The sequence below is a fragment of the Pseudomonas sp. ML2-2023-6 genome (assembly GCF_037055265.1).
GTDB lineage: Bacteria > Pseudomonadota > Gammaproteobacteria > Pseudomonadales > Pseudomonadaceae > Aquipseudomonas > Aquipseudomonas kulmbachensis.
On sequence record NZ_CP146347.1, the window covers coordinates 3,175,142 to 3,192,732 of the forward strand.

The 17,591-nt window shown below is 59.0% G+C and carries 13 protein-coding genes; 3 read left to right on the top strand and 10 right to left on the bottom strand.

Annotated elements, in window-relative coordinates; translation table 11 throughout:
* Nucleotides 1-14: 14 nt before the first annotated feature.
* Nucleotides 15-1,259, bottom strand: coding sequence for a multidrug efflux RND transporter periplasmic adaptor subunit MexE (gene mexE, locus V6L79_RS14560; protein WP_261742188.1), 1,245 nt, complete (start codon nucleotides 1,257-1,259; stop codon nucleotides 15-17).
* Between the two features lie 259 nt (nucleotides 1,260-1,518).
* Entirely contained in the window at nucleotides 1,519-3,708 is a 2,190-nt protein-coding gene (locus V6L79_RS14565; RefSeq protein WP_261742189.1) for a TonB-dependent siderophore receptor, read from the bottom strand.
* 351 nt (nucleotides 3,709-4,059) lie between these two features.
* On the opposite strand from V6L79_RS14565, the gene V6L79_RS14570 reads away from it, so the two are divergent.
* The 3 genes from V6L79_RS14570 (at nucleotide 4,060) to V6L79_RS14580 (ending at nucleotide 9,094) form a co-directional block, all read left to right on the top strand.
* On the top strand, nucleotides 4,060-5,331 hold the full coding sequence (locus tag V6L79_RS14570; protein WP_338579042.1) for a hypothetical protein: 1,272 nt from the start codon (nucleotides 4,060-4,062) through the stop codon (nucleotides 5,329-5,331).
* Between the two features lie 564 nt (nucleotides 5,332-5,895).
* The gene (mtlD, locus tag V6L79_RS14575; RefSeq protein ID WP_338579043.1) at nucleotides 5,896-8,022 is read left to right on the top strand and encodes a bifunctional mannitol-1-phosphate dehydrogenase/phosphatase; all 2,127 of its coding nucleotides are present in this window, start codon (nucleotides 5,896-5,898) and stop codon (nucleotides 8,020-8,022) included.
* Nucleotides 8,023-8,083: 61 nt separating this feature from the next.
* Nucleotides 8,084-9,094 (top strand): Ldh family oxidoreductase, encoded by a 1,011-nt coding sequence (locus tag V6L79_RS14580; RefSeq protein ID WP_321836502.1) that lies wholly within the window; start codon nucleotides 8,084-8,086, stop codon nucleotides 9,092-9,094.
* A 127-nt stretch (nucleotides 9,095-9,221) separates the two neighbouring features.
* Here V6L79_RS14580 and abaF read toward each other — a convergent pair whose 3' ends face one another.
* From abaF to V6L79_RS14620, 8 genes are all read right to left on the bottom strand, one after another.
* The gene (gene abaF / locus V6L79_RS14585) at nucleotides 9,222-10,616 is read right to left on the bottom strand and encodes a fosfomycin efflux MFS transporter AbaF (RefSeq protein WP_261742193.1); all 1,395 of its coding nucleotides are present in this window, start codon (nucleotides 10,614-10,616) and stop codon (nucleotides 9,222-9,224) included.
* Between the two features lie 72 nt (nucleotides 10,617-10,688).
* The gene (locus V6L79_RS14590; RefSeq protein WP_338579044.1) at nucleotides 10,689-11,606 is read right to left on the bottom strand and encodes a dihydrodipicolinate synthase family protein; all 918 of its coding nucleotides are present in this window, start codon (nucleotides 11,604-11,606) and stop codon (nucleotides 10,689-10,691) included.
* A 149-nt stretch (nucleotides 11,607-11,755) separates the two neighbouring features.
* A complete protein-coding gene (locus tag V6L79_RS14595; protein ID WP_321837132.1) occupies nucleotides 11,756-12,784 on the bottom strand; it encodes a trans-3-hydroxy-L-proline dehydratase in 1,029 nt (342 codons plus the stop codon).
* A 9-nt stretch (nucleotides 12,785-12,793) separates the two neighbouring features.
* Nucleotides 12,794-13,516 carry an amino acid ABC transporter ATP-binding protein gene (locus V6L79_RS14600; RefSeq protein ID WP_338579045.1) on the bottom strand — a complete coding sequence of 241 codons (723 nt, stop codon included), beginning with the start codon at nucleotides 13,514-13,516 and terminating at the stop codon, nucleotides 12,794-12,796.
* On the bottom strand, nucleotides 13,509-14,159 hold the full coding sequence (locus tag V6L79_RS14605) for an amino acid ABC transporter permease (RefSeq protein WP_261742197.1): 651 nt from the start codon (nucleotides 14,157-14,159) through the stop codon (nucleotides 13,509-13,511). The genes V6L79_RS14600 and V6L79_RS14605 overlap by 8 nt, the downstream gene beginning before the upstream one ends.
* Before the next feature lie 10 nt (nucleotides 14,160-14,169).
* On the bottom strand, nucleotides 14,170-14,835 hold the full coding sequence (locus V6L79_RS14610; RefSeq protein ID WP_261742198.1) for an amino acid ABC transporter permease: 666 nt from the start codon (nucleotides 14,833-14,835) through the stop codon (nucleotides 14,170-14,172).
* Nucleotides 14,828-16,600 (bottom strand): aconitase family protein, encoded by a 1,773-nt coding sequence (locus V6L79_RS14615; RefSeq protein ID WP_338579046.1) that lies wholly within the window; start codon nucleotides 16,598-16,600, stop codon nucleotides 14,828-14,830. The genes V6L79_RS14610 and V6L79_RS14615 overlap by 8 nt, the downstream gene beginning before the upstream one ends.
* A gap of 10 nt (nucleotides 16,601-16,610) precedes the next feature.
* A complete protein-coding gene (locus V6L79_RS14620) occupies nucleotides 16,611-17,429 on the bottom strand; it encodes a transporter substrate-binding domain-containing protein (RefSeq protein WP_261742200.1) in 819 nt (272 codons plus the stop codon).
* Between the last annotated feature and the right edge of the window lie 162 nt (nucleotides 17,430-17,591).

The window sequence follows — 17,591 nt, forward strand, 5'->3', positions numbered from 1 at the left end:
GGTGTTTTCGTCCCTTAACCGCGAGGAGTCGCGACGCTGGCCAGCTTCGGCGCGCCAGAGGCGGGCTTGGCAGGTGACAGGTTGCTGGCTTCCAGGGCTTGTCGTTGTTGTGCCAGTGCGGCGAGGGTTTGTTCGTTGGCCATCGGGATCACCTCAGGCGTCACCGGTGAGCCAGGGCGCACTTTCTGCAAGCCCTTGACGATGATCGTGTCGTCCTTGTTCAGGCCGCTGCGAACAATGCGCAGGCCTTCGATTTTCGGACCAAGATCAACGGCGCGGTACACCGACTTGTTGTCGTCACCCATCACCAGCACGAATTTTTTGCCCAGGTCAGTGCCGACCGCTTCGTCATTGATCAGCACAGCGGAGTAAGTGCCGCTGCCGACCAGCTTCAATCGCGCATACAGCCCAGGAGTGAAGCTGCCGTCGGTGTTGTCGAACACGGCGCGACCACGGATGGTGCCGGTTTTCGGGTTGACCTGGTTATCGACGAAATTCATCTGGCCCAGATGCGGGTTGCCGTCTTCATTGGACAAACCGAGGTATACCGGCGTGCTCTGGCCGCGTTGGCCCTGGCGGGCAAGCTGGCTGTACTTGAGGAACACACGCTCGTCTGCGTCAAAGTAGGCATACACCTTGTCGGTGGACACTACGCTGGTCAGCGGCGTGACATCCGCGCTGACGATGTTGCCTGCGGTGATTTCGGCACGGCTGACGCGGCCACTGATTGGCGAGGTGACGCGGGTAAAGCTCAGGTTGAGTTTTGCCAGGTCCAGCTGTGCCTGGATCGCCGCGACACCGGCGCGTGCAGCCTGGGAAGCTGTGCTGCGCGAGTCGGCCAGCTCAGCCGAGATGGCATTGCTTTGGCGCAGACGTTCGCCGCGCTGGGCTTCGTTTTCACTGCGGGTAGCGTTGGCGCGTGCTTGTTGCACCTCGGCTTCAAGACGACGTACTTCAGCCTGGAACGGGCGCGGATCAATCTGGAACAGCAGGTCGCCCTTTTTCACCAGGGCGCCCTCGGTAAAGGCGACCTGATCAATCTGGCCCGACACGCGTGGACGAATTTCTACGGTTTCCGGTGCTTCGAGGCGACCTGTGAACTCGTCCCATTCATTGACCGGCTGTTCCAGCACCTTGGCCACACTGACTTTTGCAGCGGAAGCAGGAGCAGTCGCTTGTGGTGTTTTACCGCATGCGCTCATCACCACGATGGCCAAGGCCGCGAGTGGGAAGCGCAAATGTTTAAGTGACCGTTCCATGGGGGGAGTCCGCCAATCTATTGAGATGGGCGGATAATGCTGGCACGCGAGCTGGCGCACGAATCGAACCCAGCGAAGATCAATATCATCCGGAATGATAGAAAGCCGAACCGAGCCCTCTAGCCTGCGCTTTTTGTTAGGGTACTATCAATTAAAAAAAGCATGAACTCATTATTGATGTGGAGCGAGCCTGCTCGCGAAGAGCCCTGGTGAGACCTTCGCGAGCAGGCTCGCTCCCACGGTTGCTTCACTGTAATCCTCAAAAGTTGATCGAGGCACTCAACCTGGCCGTCAGCGGAGCACCCTGGAATGCATAGTTGTCACCCATGTATCCGCCCACATCGCGCCAGTAGCGCTTGTCGAACAGGTTGTCGACGCTCAGCCGGAACACTGTGTCATAGCCCTCGATTCGGGTGCTGTAACGGCTGCCGATATTGAAGATGGCGTAGGCGTCCGCCTGTACCCCACCTTGCTGGCTGGCGTACTTTTTGCCGCTGTATTGCACGCCACCCAGCAGCGCCAGCCCATCGACCCAGGGCAGGGCGTAATCGCCGTAAAGGCTGGCACGCAGGGTTGGCACATTGATGGTTTGGTGCCCTTCATAGTCAGGGGTGCCGCTACCCGTAACCCGCGAGCGAATCGCCGCCACACTGGCTGCAATCTGCAGGCGCTCGCTGGCCCAACCATTGGCGGCGAGTTCCAGACCGGTGTTTTTCTGCTCGCCCTGCTGCACGTAGGTGAACTCACCCGGAGTCGCATCGGGACGTGCGTACTGGTAGTCCTGACGGATCTGGAACAGCGTGGCGCTCAGGCTGATGCGCCGCCAGTCGTACTTGACCCCAGCCTCGATCTGCCGCGACACGCTAGGGGCCAGGATTTCAAAGGCATTGCTGGCATACCACGGCGCTGTGCCGCCCAGCGACAAGCCCTTGCTGTAGCGGGTATACAGCGACAGGTTTTGCACCGGCTTGTAGATCAGTGCGGCCTGGGGCAGGAACTCGTAGCGTTGGGTATGGCGGGTGGTGTCGCCCTGATCGTCGAAGGTACGCTCATCCAGACGCACTTCACGCCCGCCAATTACGGTCTGCCATTGTTCGTTAAAGCTGATGCGGTCGTTGAAAAATACCCCGTATTGGCGGCTGTCCAGACGGCGATAGCTGTCTTGGAGCGGCCCGTCGTAGCGCGCAAAGTCCTGCGGTTCGCTGTCGATATTGCCGCTGCCGATCATTTCGTTGACCAGCTCGCGCTGATCGACCACACGTCTGAATGCACTGCTGCCGACGGTCAGTTCATGGCCGATGCCCCCCGTATCAAACTGACCACTCAGTGCGGCCTGTACTTCGTCGTTGCGCCGGGTATCGTCCGGGCTCTGGAAGTCGTAAATGTCGTAACCGCCTTCGGGGCTGAAGTAGTTGGGCACCGTGCTGGTGCAACTGGTTGAGCCGTAACAGCCCCAGGCAAACGAGCTGTAGTCATCAATCACCACCTTGCTGCGCGAGGCGCTGAGGCTGCCTTTCCAGTTTTCGCTGAAGTGGTATTCGAAGTTGCCGTTGATATTCAGCGAATCAATGGTCACCGGCCTGGAGCCGCTCTGGTGCGCCAGCAGTTTTTTCGGCGAGGCATGGTGCGGCAACTCGGTGCCACCGAGCAGTTGATAGCCCGGCACCGAACGCTGCTCCTTGTTTTGATACTCCACATCCAGTTGCAGCAGCGCGTCAGGGCTGATGTTCCAGTCAAACGCCACCGCCGCGAAATCGCGCTGGCCATTGGCGTGTTCTACATAGGAGTGGAGATCTTCATGGGCGAAGTTGGCACGTAGCCCGAACTGCTGCTCACTGCCGAACCAGCCACCCACATCGGTGGCCAAGTAGCCACTGCCACGGTCGTCGGTCGAAACGGTGACCGAACGCACATCGGCCGCCCGTTTGGTCACGTAGTTCACCACGCCGCCGGGCTCGGAAACGCCGCTTTGCAGGCCGGACAGGCCCTTGAGCAACTCCACCTGCTGTTTGTTTTCCAGGCCGACGTTTTGCTCGCCGGTGATGGTGCGGCCGTTGATCTTGTAGCTGCTGGCCGAGTTCAGCGAGAAACCGCGCACCACGAAGTTCTCGTAATAACCAATGGGCGCATAGCTTTCACCCACGGAAGCGTCATTGCGCAACACCTCGCTGAGCAGCCGGGCTTGTTGATCCTTGATCAGGGTGTCGGTAAACACCGAAATCGCCGCAGGGGTATCCAGCAGGGGCGCCGCCTCGAAGCCACCGACCCAGGCGTTGTCAGCCTGGTAGCCGCCGGTGTCATCGGCGGTAATGGACGTCGCGGGCAGTTCGGTGTTGGCCGCGTGGGCCACAGGCACTGTGCTGGACAGCAGCAGGCCAAGGGTCAGCAGGTTGAGCGTGAACCGCGGGGCGGACTCTCCCTCGTTGAAAGTCCGGTAAAGCATGTTCATGCAAAGCTCCTGAACGATGGGCAGGCTTGAGGCCAGGCCTGTTTCTCAAGCGCGCATCATACATAACCGTCCGCACAGGGTAGCGGTCAGATGATTTTAAGGCGCGTTTTTTTAGTTTAAATATTGAGAAAATCCCTACATAAATAGCTTGCTGACGTAAGTTAAAGTGCGTGACTTCCAGTATGGATTTTGCGTTTAAAGCCATTTTTATCATTTTGTTTTTGTATCACCCGCAGATGTTGCTTTGCTGTATCCAGCGTGGCTAACGGCGCTCGTCAACTCAATGAATTTACACTTCCCCTCAGCGATATATGCAAGTTTGAGCAGATTGAGGGCAACAAGAGCACCAGGATGAAAGATCAAATCATGAAAGTTTCTGATAGAACCCGTTCCGGGGGGCGTGTACTTGCAAGTTGTTGTCTGGCGCTCTTGGCAGGGCTTGCAACACTCCCGGTGCAGGCGGTAACGATCCCGATTTCTGCCCATTTCTCCCCTGATTCGAGCAACCCGCAGATTAACGAGTTTAAAAACACAACCGCTGACTCTGGTATTTGTGCTATCTACGCCACTTTGTGCCGTGCGAGTAATCTGTTCAGTATTAGCTTGCGATTTGAGGCGCGAACGCAGCGCGCGATTCTCGCCAAGCATGCCAATCCTCGAGAGGGCGCAATGATCAAGGTCCCGGCCAATGACAGAATCGTTCTAGTAACAAATTCGAGGGGGCAGTCGGTTGAGATCAAGTTGTCCATTACAGCTTTTAGCGCGACCCACAATACAAGCAATGTTGGAGTTATGATTGGTATGCTGGGGTTGGGTGCAAATGATAGCCAAAATAGACTTTGGGCGGGTGCATGGGGGGCGGCTGCAAGTATGCCCTGTACGCTTGGTAGCTTTATGGGGGCCGCCCATACCTTCGCCAATTACTTCTGGTGGACACCACGTGAAGAAATTTGTGCCAAAAGCCCATCATATGAGATCGATAGCCTGAGACTGAGCAATCCTAGCGTGTCTTACCGGATGACCACCCCTGATCCGCTGAAAATGGAGTCTGGAACTTATGAGGGTTCGCTGACTTACTCAGTGGGCCCGGGTGGGGATTTCGACTTTGGCGATAATCTGCTCGCCACCGACGACAGTGTCACCTTGAACTTCACCCTGACCGTTGAACATACCCTCAAGTTTCAGTTTCCGGCTGGCTACGGTTCCGTCACCCTTAACCCTGCAGGCGGTTGGCAGCAATGGTTGAACAAGGGGCGACGTCCGGAAAAGTTGTGGGCCGACCAGCGCTTCAAAATATGGGCATCCTCGCCGTTCAGTGTAACGCTGCAGTGTGATAACGCATTGAATGACCAGTGCGCGATCAAGAACGCTGCGGGCCACACTGTCCCAGTGGCTACGCGATTAACGTTGCCCGGCGGCTTGCGTAATGCCTCGAATCAAACGCTCGAGCGCTTTCTATTAAGTACCAACCCTGAGGTGATTTCGCCCAGCCAGTACGTGGATAACGGCAATGCTACGTTGCACTTCGAAGTCGATCGAGATCAGGTCAAAACAATGATTGATGAGCACTCGGGTAGCACATACAAGGGCAATATCACGGTGATCTGGAACAGTGAAATCTGAAACTGTCCTGTAGCCGCTGCCGCAGGCTGCGACAAGGCCCAAAGGGCCTTCAAAAGCGGGGCTGGTGCACCGCCCATCGCATCCTGTTGCAGTGGCTACGGCCTGGCAACCAGCAGGTTGGTAGTGGGGCAAACCTTGATTTAGAGGCTTTGGATGGGGTATAGCTAATAGGCCGACTCAACGTAATACAGGAAATTTCAACGCCATATGGATGGAATCACACGTATCAATCGCCAGTTGGGCTCACACTTCGCATCCCTGATTGCAAGCTGTGGGCCTCACGTCAAATGCTGCTTCAGTGCAGTCACAGGGTTTGTTTCCCGCCTTCTTGCACACTTCGCTTTACCTCTGCTGAGACCCTGCTTCTCAGGCAGTTGCGCCAATGGGCGCCTGTGTTACTTCCCTCCGCCTGATCATTTCTGACTACTAGCCCTTCCGGCTCGCGCATGCCCCGCTTTTAACGGTGCGTTCTGCTGCCCGGTTTTTGTATTTGAAACCACTTTTTGATCCGAAGCGTTTCAGCGAGCGACCCCATCGACGTTCGCGCTACAAGGAGCTGTACTCATGATTTATTTTCAGGGCAAACGAATTTTCAGTGCCATCTTCGATATGGACGGCACCATGTTCGACACCGAGCGCCTGCGGTTCAAGACCCTCAAGCAGGCAGCTCTAGAGATTTACGGTACGCCGCTTAGTGAAGAAACCCTGATCGGCTCACTGGGTTTGAGTGCCAAAAAAGCCGAGGAACTGGCCAAGGCCAACCATGGCCAGGACTTCCCCTACGCACAGGTCAGGTTGCGCGCCGATGAGCTGGAACTGGCTTTTGTGCGTGATCATGGTGTGCCGATCAAGGATGGCCTGCTCGAAGTGCTGGAGCGCCTGCGCAAATACGGTCTGACCATGGCCGTGGCTACTTCAAGTCGCCGGGCTATCGCCGAGGAGTACTTGATCAATGCCAATGTGCTCAAGTATTTCGATGTCACGGTGTGCGGTGATGAGGTCAGCCAGGGCAAACCCCATCCCGAAATCTTCCTCAAGGCGGCCAGCGCGCTCAATTGTCTGCCACAGCATTGCCTGATGCTCGAGGACTCGCAAAACGGTCTGCTGTCGGCCATACGCGCCGAAGGGCAGCCGATCCTGATCGAAGACATCAAGCCTCCGGCGCCCGAGGTCAAGGCCGGGGCACTCAAGGCGTACCTGAGCATGCACGGCTTTTTGGGCGACCTGAACGAGTGCATGCCTGACCTGGGCACCCCGGCGCTGACCGAGAGCTTCCCGCCGACCCTCAATCAATTCAGTGCCGGGATTCATGGTTTCGGTGCGATGGGGGGCGGCTACCTGACGCAAATTTTCTCCCATTGGGATGGCTACACCCGACCGTGCGAGATTATCGCCGCGACCCGTTCACGGATGCTGCGCGAAACCATTCAGGCGTTTGGCCGCTTCAGCGTGCGTTACAGCGCCACGTCTTTCGACCAGACCATCGAAAACCTGAACATGATCGACATGGACGACGCCGAAGCGGTGATCCGCATGTACGACGTGGCAGAAATCATTGGGCTGAGCCTCCCTGAAACGGCAATCCGCAAGCAAGCTGGGGTTATTGCCAAGGGCCTGATCCGTCGCTACGAGCGCCGTGGTCGTGAATTGACGATTCTAATTGTGCTGAACAAAGTCGGCGGCGCGGACTTTGTCCGTCGACATGTGCAGGCGCAACTGGAGCTGCTGGTATCCCCTGAACTGTCGCGCAAGATTCTCGACAACACCCATTTTGTCGAGACCGTGGTTAGCCGCATTGTCTCCAAACTGTCCAACGAAGCGCTGGTGCGCCAGTTGCGGATCAAGTCGAAGATGTTCCAGAACAGTTTGAGCGATGAACCGGTTGTGCCTACGGCAGCCCCACGGACCCCGGTGCCGGAATACGAGCGTCTGATCAGCCGCTTTCGGCCTTTCGCCCAGTCCAGTAACGCTTTGAGCCAGTTGCATTTGATCCTGTTCAACAGTGAGCCGGACATGCCGCTTTATGCCCAGCGCTGCAGTAATTTGCTTGAGCGCTTGCGCCAGGTGAAGACTGTTGATGACATCACCCAGACCCAGGTAATCAAGAACCTGTTGTGGAACGGCCCCCACGCAATCATTGCCTGGTATGCCAGCCTGCTGGGGTATTCCTGGTTGGGGCAGGGCATGGGCGATCCACGGGTCAGCGAGTTGGCGCAGCGCCTGATCGGCGAGGCAGTCGGCCCGGCACTGGTGGCCGAAAACCCGCATATGGCCGATGCCGTGACCGGGTTTTCGAAAACCTTTCTGCAGCGCTGCAACACTTCCTTCAAGGACCCCTGCGCTCGAGTGGGGCGTGATCCGCTGCGCAAGCTGCAACGTAACGAGCGGATTTTCCGCAGTATCGACCTGGCCAAAAAGCACGGAATTGACAGCAGCGCCCTGGAGTTCGGCACTGCACTGGCGCTGCACTACGCGCTGTGCACAACCGACAGCAAGGATCAGGAGTGCCAACTGATGCGTAGTCTGTATCAGGCCAGCGGCAGCATCGAGGCTGTGCTGACCTATACCGGGAGCTACAACGGCCAGCCGTATCCGGGGTTGGACCCGATCAAGGATGCAGCGCTGATCACCTCCGTCTGCGGACATTTCCATGGCCCCGTCTGTGCTGAATTCGTCATGCCTGTGATCTGATTCGATCAAGCGGTGAGGTCTGCAATGGGCCAGTCTGGAAGGTCTGTTAAAGGAGCTGATGATGATCCGACTGACCCTGGCCGAGGCTTACGAGCTGGCCGAATCGATCTTGTTGCATAACGGTTTCAACCAGGCCCATGCCCGTGCGGTGAGCGCTACGGTGCTGGCCGGGGAGCGCGATGGCTGTGCTTCCCACGGGCTTTACCGGGTACTCGGTTGTGTGAACTCACTGCGTGCGGGCAAGGTTTGTGCTGATGCCGTGCCACAAGTGATCGATCAGGCGCCTTCAATTGTGCGTGTGGATGCGGCGGGAGGTTTTTCCCAATTGGCATTCCAGGCAGGTTTGCCATTGCTGGAGGAAAAAACCCGGGCTAACGGTATCGCGGCATTGGCGATCAATCGTTGTGTGCACTTCTCGGCACTCTGGGTGGAGATCGAACAGTTGACCGCAGCCGGGCTGGTGGCGCTGGCCTGCAACCCGAGTCATGCCTGGGTGGCGCCGGCAGGCGGTAGCCAACCGGTGTTCGGCACCAACCCCATTGCATTCGGCTGGCCACGGGCGGGGCGTGATCCGTTTGTGTTCGACTTCGCCACCAGCGCTATCGCCCGTGGCGATATCGAGCTGCATCGCCGGGCGGGCAAGGCGATTCCTGAAGGTTGGGGGGTTGATGCCCAGGGGCAGCCGAGCACCGATGCCAATGTGGTGCTCGATACGGGCGCGATGTTGACTTTCGGCGGGCATAAAGGCTCGGCGCTGGCGGCGATGGTGGAGTTGATTGCCGGGCCCTTGATCGGCGATTTGACCAGTGCCGAGTCCTTGGCGTATGACGCGGGCAGCAAGTCGTCGCCGTACCATGGCGAGTTGATTATCGCGTTCGATCCGCAGCGTTTTCTGGGGGCTGCCACCGAGCAGCATCTGGCGCGGGCCGAGGTATTGTTTGCCGGTATTGAAGGGCAGGGTGCGCGTTTGCCGTCACAACGACGCTATGAGGCACGGGCGCGTAGCGAGGTGGAGGGGGTGCAGATCCCGCAGGCTTTGTATAACGATCTGCAGGCGTTGGTGCTTAACTGATCCTGCTGCGTTTGTAGATACTCTGTTCTAGGTCAAGCTCTGGTGGGAGCGAGCCTGCTCGCGAATGTTCTTCGCGAGCAGGCTCGCTCCCACGCTTGAAGTATCTCCTCAGCGGCGACGGTTGTGTTTACGCCAATGAGTCACTACGACGAGAAGCTGGCGCAACAGGCTCGCCCAGCGCCGAGATCCGCGCCGCAGATTCCGCATCAACCTGATGCAGCGACTTGCCACGAGTCTCGCGGGTCAGGGCGACGGCAACGATCGAGATCAGCGATGCTCCGACCAGATACCAGGCGATGGGTGTCGAGCTGTGGTACTTGTTGAGCAAGGTGATGGCGATCAGCGGGGCCAGTGAACCGGCAAAGATCGGCGCTACCTGGTAGCACAGCGACAATGCTGTATAACGCACGTGGGTCGGGAACATCTCGGCCATCAACGCCGAGTACGGTGCGTAGGTCATCGACTCAATCGCCAGCCCCAGCGTAATGGCCGCCATGATCAGCCAGTTGTTGCCGGTGTCCATCATCGGGAATCCGACAAAACCCCAGAACGCAGTGAGTACGGCACCCACCAGATATACTGGCTTGCGCCCGACCAGATCGGACAGATAGCCCATCAGCGGGATCATGAAAAAATGCAGCAGGTGAGCACCGAACATCAGCAGCAGTATTTCTGAGGTGTCCTTGTGCACCACCAGTTTCAGGTAGGTGATCGAGAAGGTCACCACGGTGTAGTACAGAATGTTTTCCGCAAAGCGGGCACCGATGCCCACCAGTACCGAGCGCCAGTGGTGACGCAGCACTTCAACCACACCAAGCTGTTGTTGCTTGTTTTGCGCCTGGCGCGCCTGGGCTTCCTTGAAGATCGGCGCATCATCGACGCTGGTGCGGATCCAGTAGCCGATCAGTACCACAACTGCCGAGAACCAGAACGCTATACGCCAGCCCCAAGCGAGAAAGTCCGCTTCAGACAAGGTTGTCGACAACAGCAGCAATGCCACGGTGGCTACCAGATTGCCTGCGGGCACCCCGGCTTGCGGCCAACTGGCCCAAAAGCCCCGGCGGTTATCCGGGCAGTGTTCGGAAACCAGCAAAATGGCACCACCCCATTCTCCGCCGAAGGCGAAGCCCTGAATCAGGCGCAGCAGCACCAGCAGCACCGGCGCGGCATAGCCAATACTGTCGAAACCAGGCAGGCAACCCATCAGGAAGGTGGTGATACCGACCACCACCAGGCTCAGTTGCAGCAAGCGCTTGCGGCCGAATTTGTCACCGTAGTGACCGAACACCAGACCGCCTATTGGCCGTGCGAGAAAACCGACCGCGTACAGGGCGAAGGCGGCGATGATGCCGTCAATCGGGCTGTCGGTCTGGCGGAAAAACAGCTGGCCGAAGACCAGTGCCGAGGCGGTGCCATAGAGGAAGAACTCATACCACTCGGCGACTGTGCCGGCCATGGCTGCGGCCACGACGCGTTTCAGTCCCGCCGGAGTGGTTGTAGCGTGAGAGGGTTTGGTCGACATGGAGTGTGTCCTGTAGGGCCGTGAAAACAGGTGGGCCGGGGCGGTCGCTCAAACGCCCGCCCCGGCAATCAATCAAAGACCGACATCGGGCAGATGCGGACGGTTGGCCAGAGCCTTGGCCATGATCCGCTCGACAAATTCACGATCTTCCCGGGGCAGGGCCAAACGCGGTGGGCGGGTCAGCGCGCTGCCGCGACCGGCAATCGCTTCACACAGCTTGATGCACTGCACCAGGTCGGCGCGGGCGTCCAGGTGCAGGATCGGCATCAGCCACTCATAGATCGGCATGGCTTCGGCAAAACGCCCGGCCTTGGCCAGACGGAAGATGGTTTCGCCTTCTTTTGGGAACACGTTGGACATACCCGATACCCAGCCTTCGGCACCCACCGCGAGGCTTTCGAGGACCACGTCGTCGAGGCCCGCAAACAGCACAAAGCGGTCGCCGACTTCATTGCGGATATCGATAAAGCGGCGGGTATCACCCGAGGAGTCCTTGAAGCACACCACGTTGTCGCAATCGGCCAGGGAAATCAGGATTTCGGGGGTTACGTCGTTTTTGTAGATGGGCGGGTTGTTGTAGACCATCAGCGGCACGTCGGCGTTTTTGGCCACGTAGCGGTAATGCTCGGCGGTTTCGAAGGGCTTGGAGCCATAGACCAGCGCGGGCATCAGCATGACGCCATCGACGCCGACCTTGCGCACCGCGTTGGCCACCTTGGCGGCTTGCACGCTGGTGAATTCGGCCACGCCGCAGATCACCGGCACCCGACCGCGGGAGGCGTCCACCGCGACTTCAGTCACGGCGATTTTCTCTTCGGCGGTCAACGAGGTGTTTTCCCCCACCGAACCGCACACCACCAGGCCCGAGACGCCGTCACGGATCACGTTGGAAATCACCTGGTGGGTCTTGTCCAGGTTGATGGTGAAGTCATCGTTGAATTGAGTGGTCACCGCAGGGAAGACGCCACTCCAGTTGATGCGCTTGCACATGTTTGTTGCCTCCGGTTTTATAATGGTATTTCGTATACGATTAATTTCGAGCGTTTTGTACAAATTCCAATTGTAGGAGCGAGCCTGCTCGCGATAACGACCTTCGCGAGCAGGCTCGCTCCTACAGGGTGTATCTGGTTCCAGTTTGTTCAGGCCCCCGGCCAGGTATCGGAAAGGCGATAGCCCTGCGGCCACGGGTCGCTTGGGTCGAGCAGGTGCTGGTGGGTGCCGGTAATCCAGGCACGGCCTGAAATGCACGGGTAGATCGCTGCGCGCCCGGCGACTTCGGTCATGGAGTCGATGCGGCAATGGAACTCGGAGCCGATGATCGAGCGCCCCACAAAACGATCCCCAACCTTCAGCACGCCCTTGGCCTGCAACACCGCCATGCGTGCCGAGCAACCGGTACCGCAGGGGGAGCGGTCAATCTTGCCCGGACGGATCACTACGGCATTGGCGCCGCTGGCAATACCGTTTTCATACACCACGGGGGCGGCGATCTGGCAGAAAGAGATATGCGACCAGTCCGGGTTCAGCGGGTGGACGAAGCCCAGTTGCTCGTTGGCGGCGTGGGTGATCTTCAAGCCGACTTCGACGATGTCCTTGGCTTCATCCGGGCTGATGGAAAAGCCCAGTTCCTTGGCATCGGCGAGCACGAAGCTGTCGCCGCCATAGGCGGTGTCGACCTTGATCGAGCCCAGGCCTTGCACTTCGATCCAGGCATCCAGACGGTCAGCGAAGGAGGGCACGTTCTTGATCTCGACCCGCTGCACCTTGCCGTCGCGGCAATCGGCAACCGCTTCGATCAGCCCGCCAGGGGCTTCGAGCACCAGCCGGGTTTGCGGTTCGGTCATCGGCAAAATGCCGCTGTCGAGCAGTACGGTGGACACGCAGATGGAGTTGGAACCCGACATCGGCGGCGTGTCGGCCGGCTCCATGATGATCCAGGCCATTTGTGCCCGTGGATCCTTGGCTGGCACCAACAGGTTGACGTGACGGAACACGCCGCCGCGAGGTTCATTGAGGACGAAGTTGCGCAGGGTTTCGTCCTGGGCAATCCAGCGTGACTGCTCCCACACCGTAGCCCCGGGTGGTGGCGCCACACCGCCAACGATCACGTCACCGACCTCGCCCTCGGCGTGACAGCTGACCACATGAATGACCTTCGATGAACGCATGTTCTGCTCCTATTTTACCGATTTGAGGAACGCCGCGGTTTCCGCGTGCACAGGGTTGCCGATGACTTGATCGGGGGTGCCGATTTCGTGCACCAGGCCATTGCGAAAGAACGCCACACGGTCGGACACATCCCGCGCAAAACGGATTTCGTGAGTGACCAGGACCATGGTCATGCCGTCTTCGGCGAGCATGCGCATGGTGTCCAGCACCTCGCCCACCAACTGCGGGTCGAGGGCCGAGGTGGCTTCGTCGAACAGCATGTAGTCCGGTGACATGGCCAGGGCGCGGGCAATCGCCATGCGCTGTTGCTGGCCGCCGGAGAGCTTGCCGGGGAAAGCTTTAAGCTTGTCGCCAAGGCCCACATGGGTCAGTTGCTGCACGGCCAGCGCCTCGGCTTCGGCCTTGCTTTTGCCCAGTACCTTGCGCGGCGCGAGCATGACGTTTTCGAGCACGGTCAGGTGCGGGAAGGCGTTCCATTGCTGGAACACAATGCCGATTTTCTGCCGCAGGTGGTTGAGGTTGGTGGCGCGGTCGTGGACTTCGATGCCGTCGACGCGGATATGGCCTTTCTGGATCGGTTCCAGGCCATTGATGCACATCAACAGGGTCGACTTGCCGGAGCCTGAGCCGCCGATAATCGATACCACTTCGCCCTTGTTGACGGTCAGGTTCACGCCCTTGACCACTTCAAGTTCGCCGAAGGATTTGTGGACGTTGTCGATCTCAATCATTTTCTTGCCACCTTTTTTCCAGGCGAGCGCCAAGGCGGGCAACCACCAGGCTCATGACGTAATAGATAAGGCCCGCGATGCACAACACCAGCATCGGTTCCTGAATACGAGTGACGATGGTTTGCGAGGCGCGCAGCAGTTCAACGATGCCGATCCACATCACCAGGGCGGTGTCTTTCATCACACTGAGCACCAGGTTGAGCCAGCCGGGAAAGGCCACCCGCATGGCGATGGGCAGCACGATGTAACGCAAGTCCTGCAAGTAGCTCAGGCCCAGCGAGCGGCTGGCCCGGCGCGTGGTAAATGGCACCGCGAGCACACCGCTGCGCACGATTTCGGTGAAGTACGCGGCGGCGTAAACCCCAAGCACGATGCACCCGACGCTGAAGGCGCTGATGTTCAGGCCGACAATGCTTTTGAGCGAGTTGAACAACACAAACTGGATCAGCAACGGCACGCTGCGAAACACATCCAGCACCCAGGCCAGCGGCAGGCTGGCTCGTGGCAGCAAGGCGCGCAGCAGACCGAACAGCAATCCGGCAACGGTGCCGAGCAAAATTGCCCAGGTTGTCAGTTGCAGGGTGACCCAGGCCCCGTCCAGCAAAAACAAAAAGTCGTTCCAGGTAAAACTGGTGGAAAACATGGGTGAGTCCTCAGTAACGGAACAGTCGCCAGGCCATCAGCCGGGCTACTGCAACGATCGCTTTGGCAATCAGGTAATACAGCACCGCGGCAATGGCGAAGTATTCGAAGGTGCGGAACGTTTTGACGTTGTAGTCCTGCGTCACGCCAGTGAGGTCATTGTTAAGCCCCACGATCACCCCCAGTGAGGTCATCAGCACGGCCCAGACCATCTGGTTGGTCAGCGGGTAGAAGACAATGCGCAACAGTTGCGGAACCACGATCATGCGGTAGGTCTGAAACGCACTCATGCCCAGTGAGCGTGCCGCGCGGATCTGGGTATCGGGCACGGCTTTGAGGCCGCCGCGAAAGTTTTCCGCCAGGTAGCCTGCGTTGTTGAACGTGATCCCGGCCAACAGAGCGATCCATGAACTGACATGCAGGCCTAGGGAGCCGAGACCGAAGTACAGGACATAAATCTGGAACAGCGACGGGGTATTGCGGGCAATGGATACCCAGGCATTGCCAACGCCGCGCAACAGCGGGTTTTTGGTTTCGCGCATCACCGTCAGGGCCAGGGCGATCAGCACGCCGAAAATCATCGACAGTGCGGCGGTCTCGAAGGTGACCACAGCGCCTGCGAGCATGTCGGGCAAGGCCCGAAGGGCAGAGCGCCATTGGAAGGTGTAGTCAAACATGGGCAGGGTTCTCCAGTGAGGCAGTGGTTTGCAGCCACAACGGCAAGCGACCGCTGGCCGTGGCGCTGCATGCCGCATCCACACACTCGGCGAGGCTGGCGAAATGCACCTTGCGCCCCACCAGGCCGGGGGCGTAATGGGCGTATTTACCCGAATTGGTCATCAGGTTTCTGGCGGCAGGCGGGATCACCGGCTCACCGAGCATGCACCAGCAGGTATCGCTAACCAGCGTGGCGCCGAAGGCTTCGAGCACGGCGATATACCCGGCTGCGCGAGCTTGTTCCAGGATGGCGCGACCACAGGTGATCGCCAGCACCACCTCCGGGTGGCGCTGGCGGCCCTGACACAGGCGTGCCAAATGGGCGAATTCGCTGAGGGAGAAGTGCGGGTTGCCCAGCGACACCACATCCACCTTGGGGTCGCGGGCACTGTTGAGTTCCTGCCAGCTCAGCCGCAAGTCCTGCAGGCTGATCTTGATCACCGGTAACGGGCCATCCACTACCTGCTCCGGATTCAGCGCTTCGGGTGTAACGCCTGCGATATGAAACAGCGGTGCAGCGCTGGTGGTGGCAAAGGCCGCGCCGAAGGCTTTGAGGTCGTCGTGGTCCGGGTGCTGCTGCTCCAGTCCTGAAACCAGCGGGATGCGGCTGCCGGCCAGGGCTCCAATGTGATAGCCGAGCAGGGGGTAGAAGGCGTCGTCGAGGTTGGCCAGCGGCGGCAACTCGACGTGCAGACGGGCCTTGCGCTGACTTTCCAGATGGCAACCAATCAACGGCGCACGGCCGGTGAGGGCGATGCAAATATCCAGATAGTCGGGGTATTTGAGCGTGCGTGCGCCAAGCACGCTGTTGGCGTAAACCACCGCGTTGGATTCGGCCCAGACGATCTGCTCGCCCGCCTTGGGCGCGCTGTCGAGCAGGTAAGGCGCGCAGGTGAAGCTCAGTTGCGCGCCCATGGCCATATACGCATCGCCCAGCGCACTGGCCGGCACGCCGAGCGCCGGGTCTAAGCCCAGTTCACGCCAGCGCCGCTGGTCAACGGAAATCGAATTAAGAGTGGTGGGCACCCGTACCTTGGCGCCCCATTCAACCAGTTGCTGGGCAAAGCGCAGGCTCGCAGGCCCGGTATAAATGCAGCCGTCGATATGGGCCTGGGTAATGTCAATCAGTTGCCCGGCACTTTGTAGTTGCGCCATGCGCAGCACGATTTGCATCGCGACTTGGGCCGCCTTTCCGTAACTACCGTCGAGCAGTGCCCGATCGTGCTCGGTCAGCTCAATCGGGGTAGCGGAATCTGTAGTGGGTACATCGCTGAGCGGTTCTGATGTGGTGTCGTCAGGCACCGAGTCGAACAGGCTCAGGTGTGTGCCGTCGACCCTGGCGAACGCTTTGCCGCGCAAGGCGCCAAACGCTTCCTTGCCGATGCACAGCACCGGCAGGGAACGTTCGAACAGGGTCCGGGCCACCAGCACGCCAAGGGTCAGGATCTCATCGGCTTCAGCCAGCACCAGTGCGGCGGGGGCGTGGCCGTTGCTGATCAATTCCATCATCACGCTGCTGCCGGTACAGGAGCCGCGCCCGCTTGGAATTGCCAGTACCCGGCCAGCCAGGCATTGCCCGCTGAGCGGGTGGTGACGGTCAATCACCTCACCACTGAACGGGTCGACGCCGCCCCAGAAACTCAGGCCGACATCGGCGTACAGCAAAGGGCCAAAGGCCGCGCCATCAACCAGGCTGCGACCGGCAAGAGAACTTTTCCCGGACATGCTGGATACCTCAGTAGTAGACGTGAGGTACGGTCAGATCAGCCGGTGGAATCTCGGTACCGACCCATTTGACCCACAGCTCCTTGTAGCGTCCGGTGCGTACTTGCTGGTTGACGAACAGGTTGAGGTAGTTGAGCAGGCCGTACTCGTTGCGCTTGGCGCCTAGGGACACGTAATCAACCACGTAAGGCGCGTTACCGGCGACTTTGAGGTTTTTGTACTTGCCTGATTTAAGGGTAGCTGCGGCCACGGTATTGGTGACGACGGTGGCTTCAATATGGCCTTGGGCAACGGCCAACAAGGTGTCGTTTTGCGACTGATAGGCACGGAACGAGCCGCTGCCCCAGTTTTTCACGTCTTTTTCCAGGGCGATGGCTTCATAAGTGCCGCTGGTGTTGCCCAGCGCCTTGCCTTTGAGGTCGGCGAAGCTGTTGATGCCGGTATCGTCGCGGGTCAGCACCACCATCTGGAACGCGAAGTACGGAATGCTCAGGCCAACGGTTTTGGCGCGCTCCAAGGTGTCCGAGGTGGATGCCACGATAACGTCGGCGCGACCCGAGACCAGCGCCGGGATACGGTCGGGGAAAGGTGTTTCGACAATTTCGGCATCGACTCCGAGTACTTTCGCCAGGTCGTTGCAGTAGTCCACATCGAAGCCTACCGGCTTGTTGGCGGCATCACGCGAACCCATCGGCGGGAAGTCCAGGGTCACGGCGCAGCGCAGTTTGCCCGAGCCAATAATGTCATCAAGCTTGTCGGCCTGGGCGGTGGCAATAAAGGAGGTACTGAGAACAGCGCTGAGGGCTACGGCAAATACGGGGTTTTTCATAGAAGCCTCGAAGTCGTTGAAGTGCTGTTAAATGTCGTATTGAGAATTTCGTATACGATATTTGTTTAGCAAATCATGTGCCGATTTTTCCTACAGGCCCGCAATCAGTTCGCGAATGAGGTTTTTGCTGGCTTGTGTGATGGCACTCAGGAGCAGGAGGGA

What these genes read in the sequence shown, in the direction of transcription:
- mexE (WP_261742188.1), bottom strand. Translation starts at nt 1,259, where the DNA reads ATGGAACGGTCACTTAAACATTTGCGCTTCCCACTCGCGGCCTTGGCC.
- V6L79_RS14595 (WP_321837132.1), bottom strand. Translation starts at nt 12,784, where the DNA reads ATGCGTTCATCGAAGGTCATTCATGTGGTCAGCTGTCACGCCGAGGGC.
- abaF (WP_261742193.1), bottom strand. Translation starts at nt 10,616, where the DNA reads ATGTCGACCAAACCCTCTCACGCTACAACCACTCCGGCGGGACTGAAA.
- mtlD (WP_338579043.1), top strand. Translation starts at nt 5,896, where the DNA reads ATGATTTATTTTCAGGGCAAACGAATTTTCAGTGCCATCTTCGATATG.
- V6L79_RS14580 (WP_321836502.1), top strand. Translation starts at nt 8,084, where the DNA reads ATGATCCGACTGACCCTGGCCGAGGCTTACGAGCTGGCCGAATCGATC.
- V6L79_RS14565 (WP_261742189.1), bottom strand. Translation starts at nt 3,708, where the DNA reads ATGAACATGCTTTACCGGACTTTCAACGAGGGAGAGTCCGCCCCGCGG.
- V6L79_RS14570 (WP_338579042.1), top strand. Translation starts at nt 4,060, where the DNA reads ATGAAAGATCAAATCATGAAAGTTTCTGATAGAACCCGTTCCGGGGGG.
- V6L79_RS14610 (WP_261742198.1), bottom strand. Translation starts at nt 14,835, where the DNA reads ATGTTTGACTACACCTTCCAATGGCGCTCTGCCCTTCGGGCCTTGCCC.
- V6L79_RS14615 (WP_338579046.1), bottom strand. Translation starts at nt 16,600, where the DNA reads ATGTCCGGGAAAAGTTCTCTTGCCGGTCGCAGCCTGGTTGATGGCGCG.
- V6L79_RS14605 (WP_261742197.1), bottom strand. Translation starts at nt 14,159, where the DNA reads ATGTTTTCCACCAGTTTTACCTGGAACGACTTTTTGTTTTTGCTGGAC.
- V6L79_RS14600 (WP_338579045.1), bottom strand. Translation starts at nt 13,516, where the DNA reads ATGATTGAGATCGACAACGTCCACAAATCCTTCGGCGAACTTGAAGTG.
- V6L79_RS14590 (WP_338579044.1), bottom strand. Translation starts at nt 11,606, where the DNA reads ATGTGCAAGCGCATCAACTGGAGTGGCGTCTTCCCTGCGGTGACCACT.
- V6L79_RS14620 (WP_261742200.1), bottom strand. Translation starts at nt 17,429, where the DNA reads ATGAAAAACCCCGTATTTGCCGTAGCCCTCAGCGCTGTTCTCAGTACC.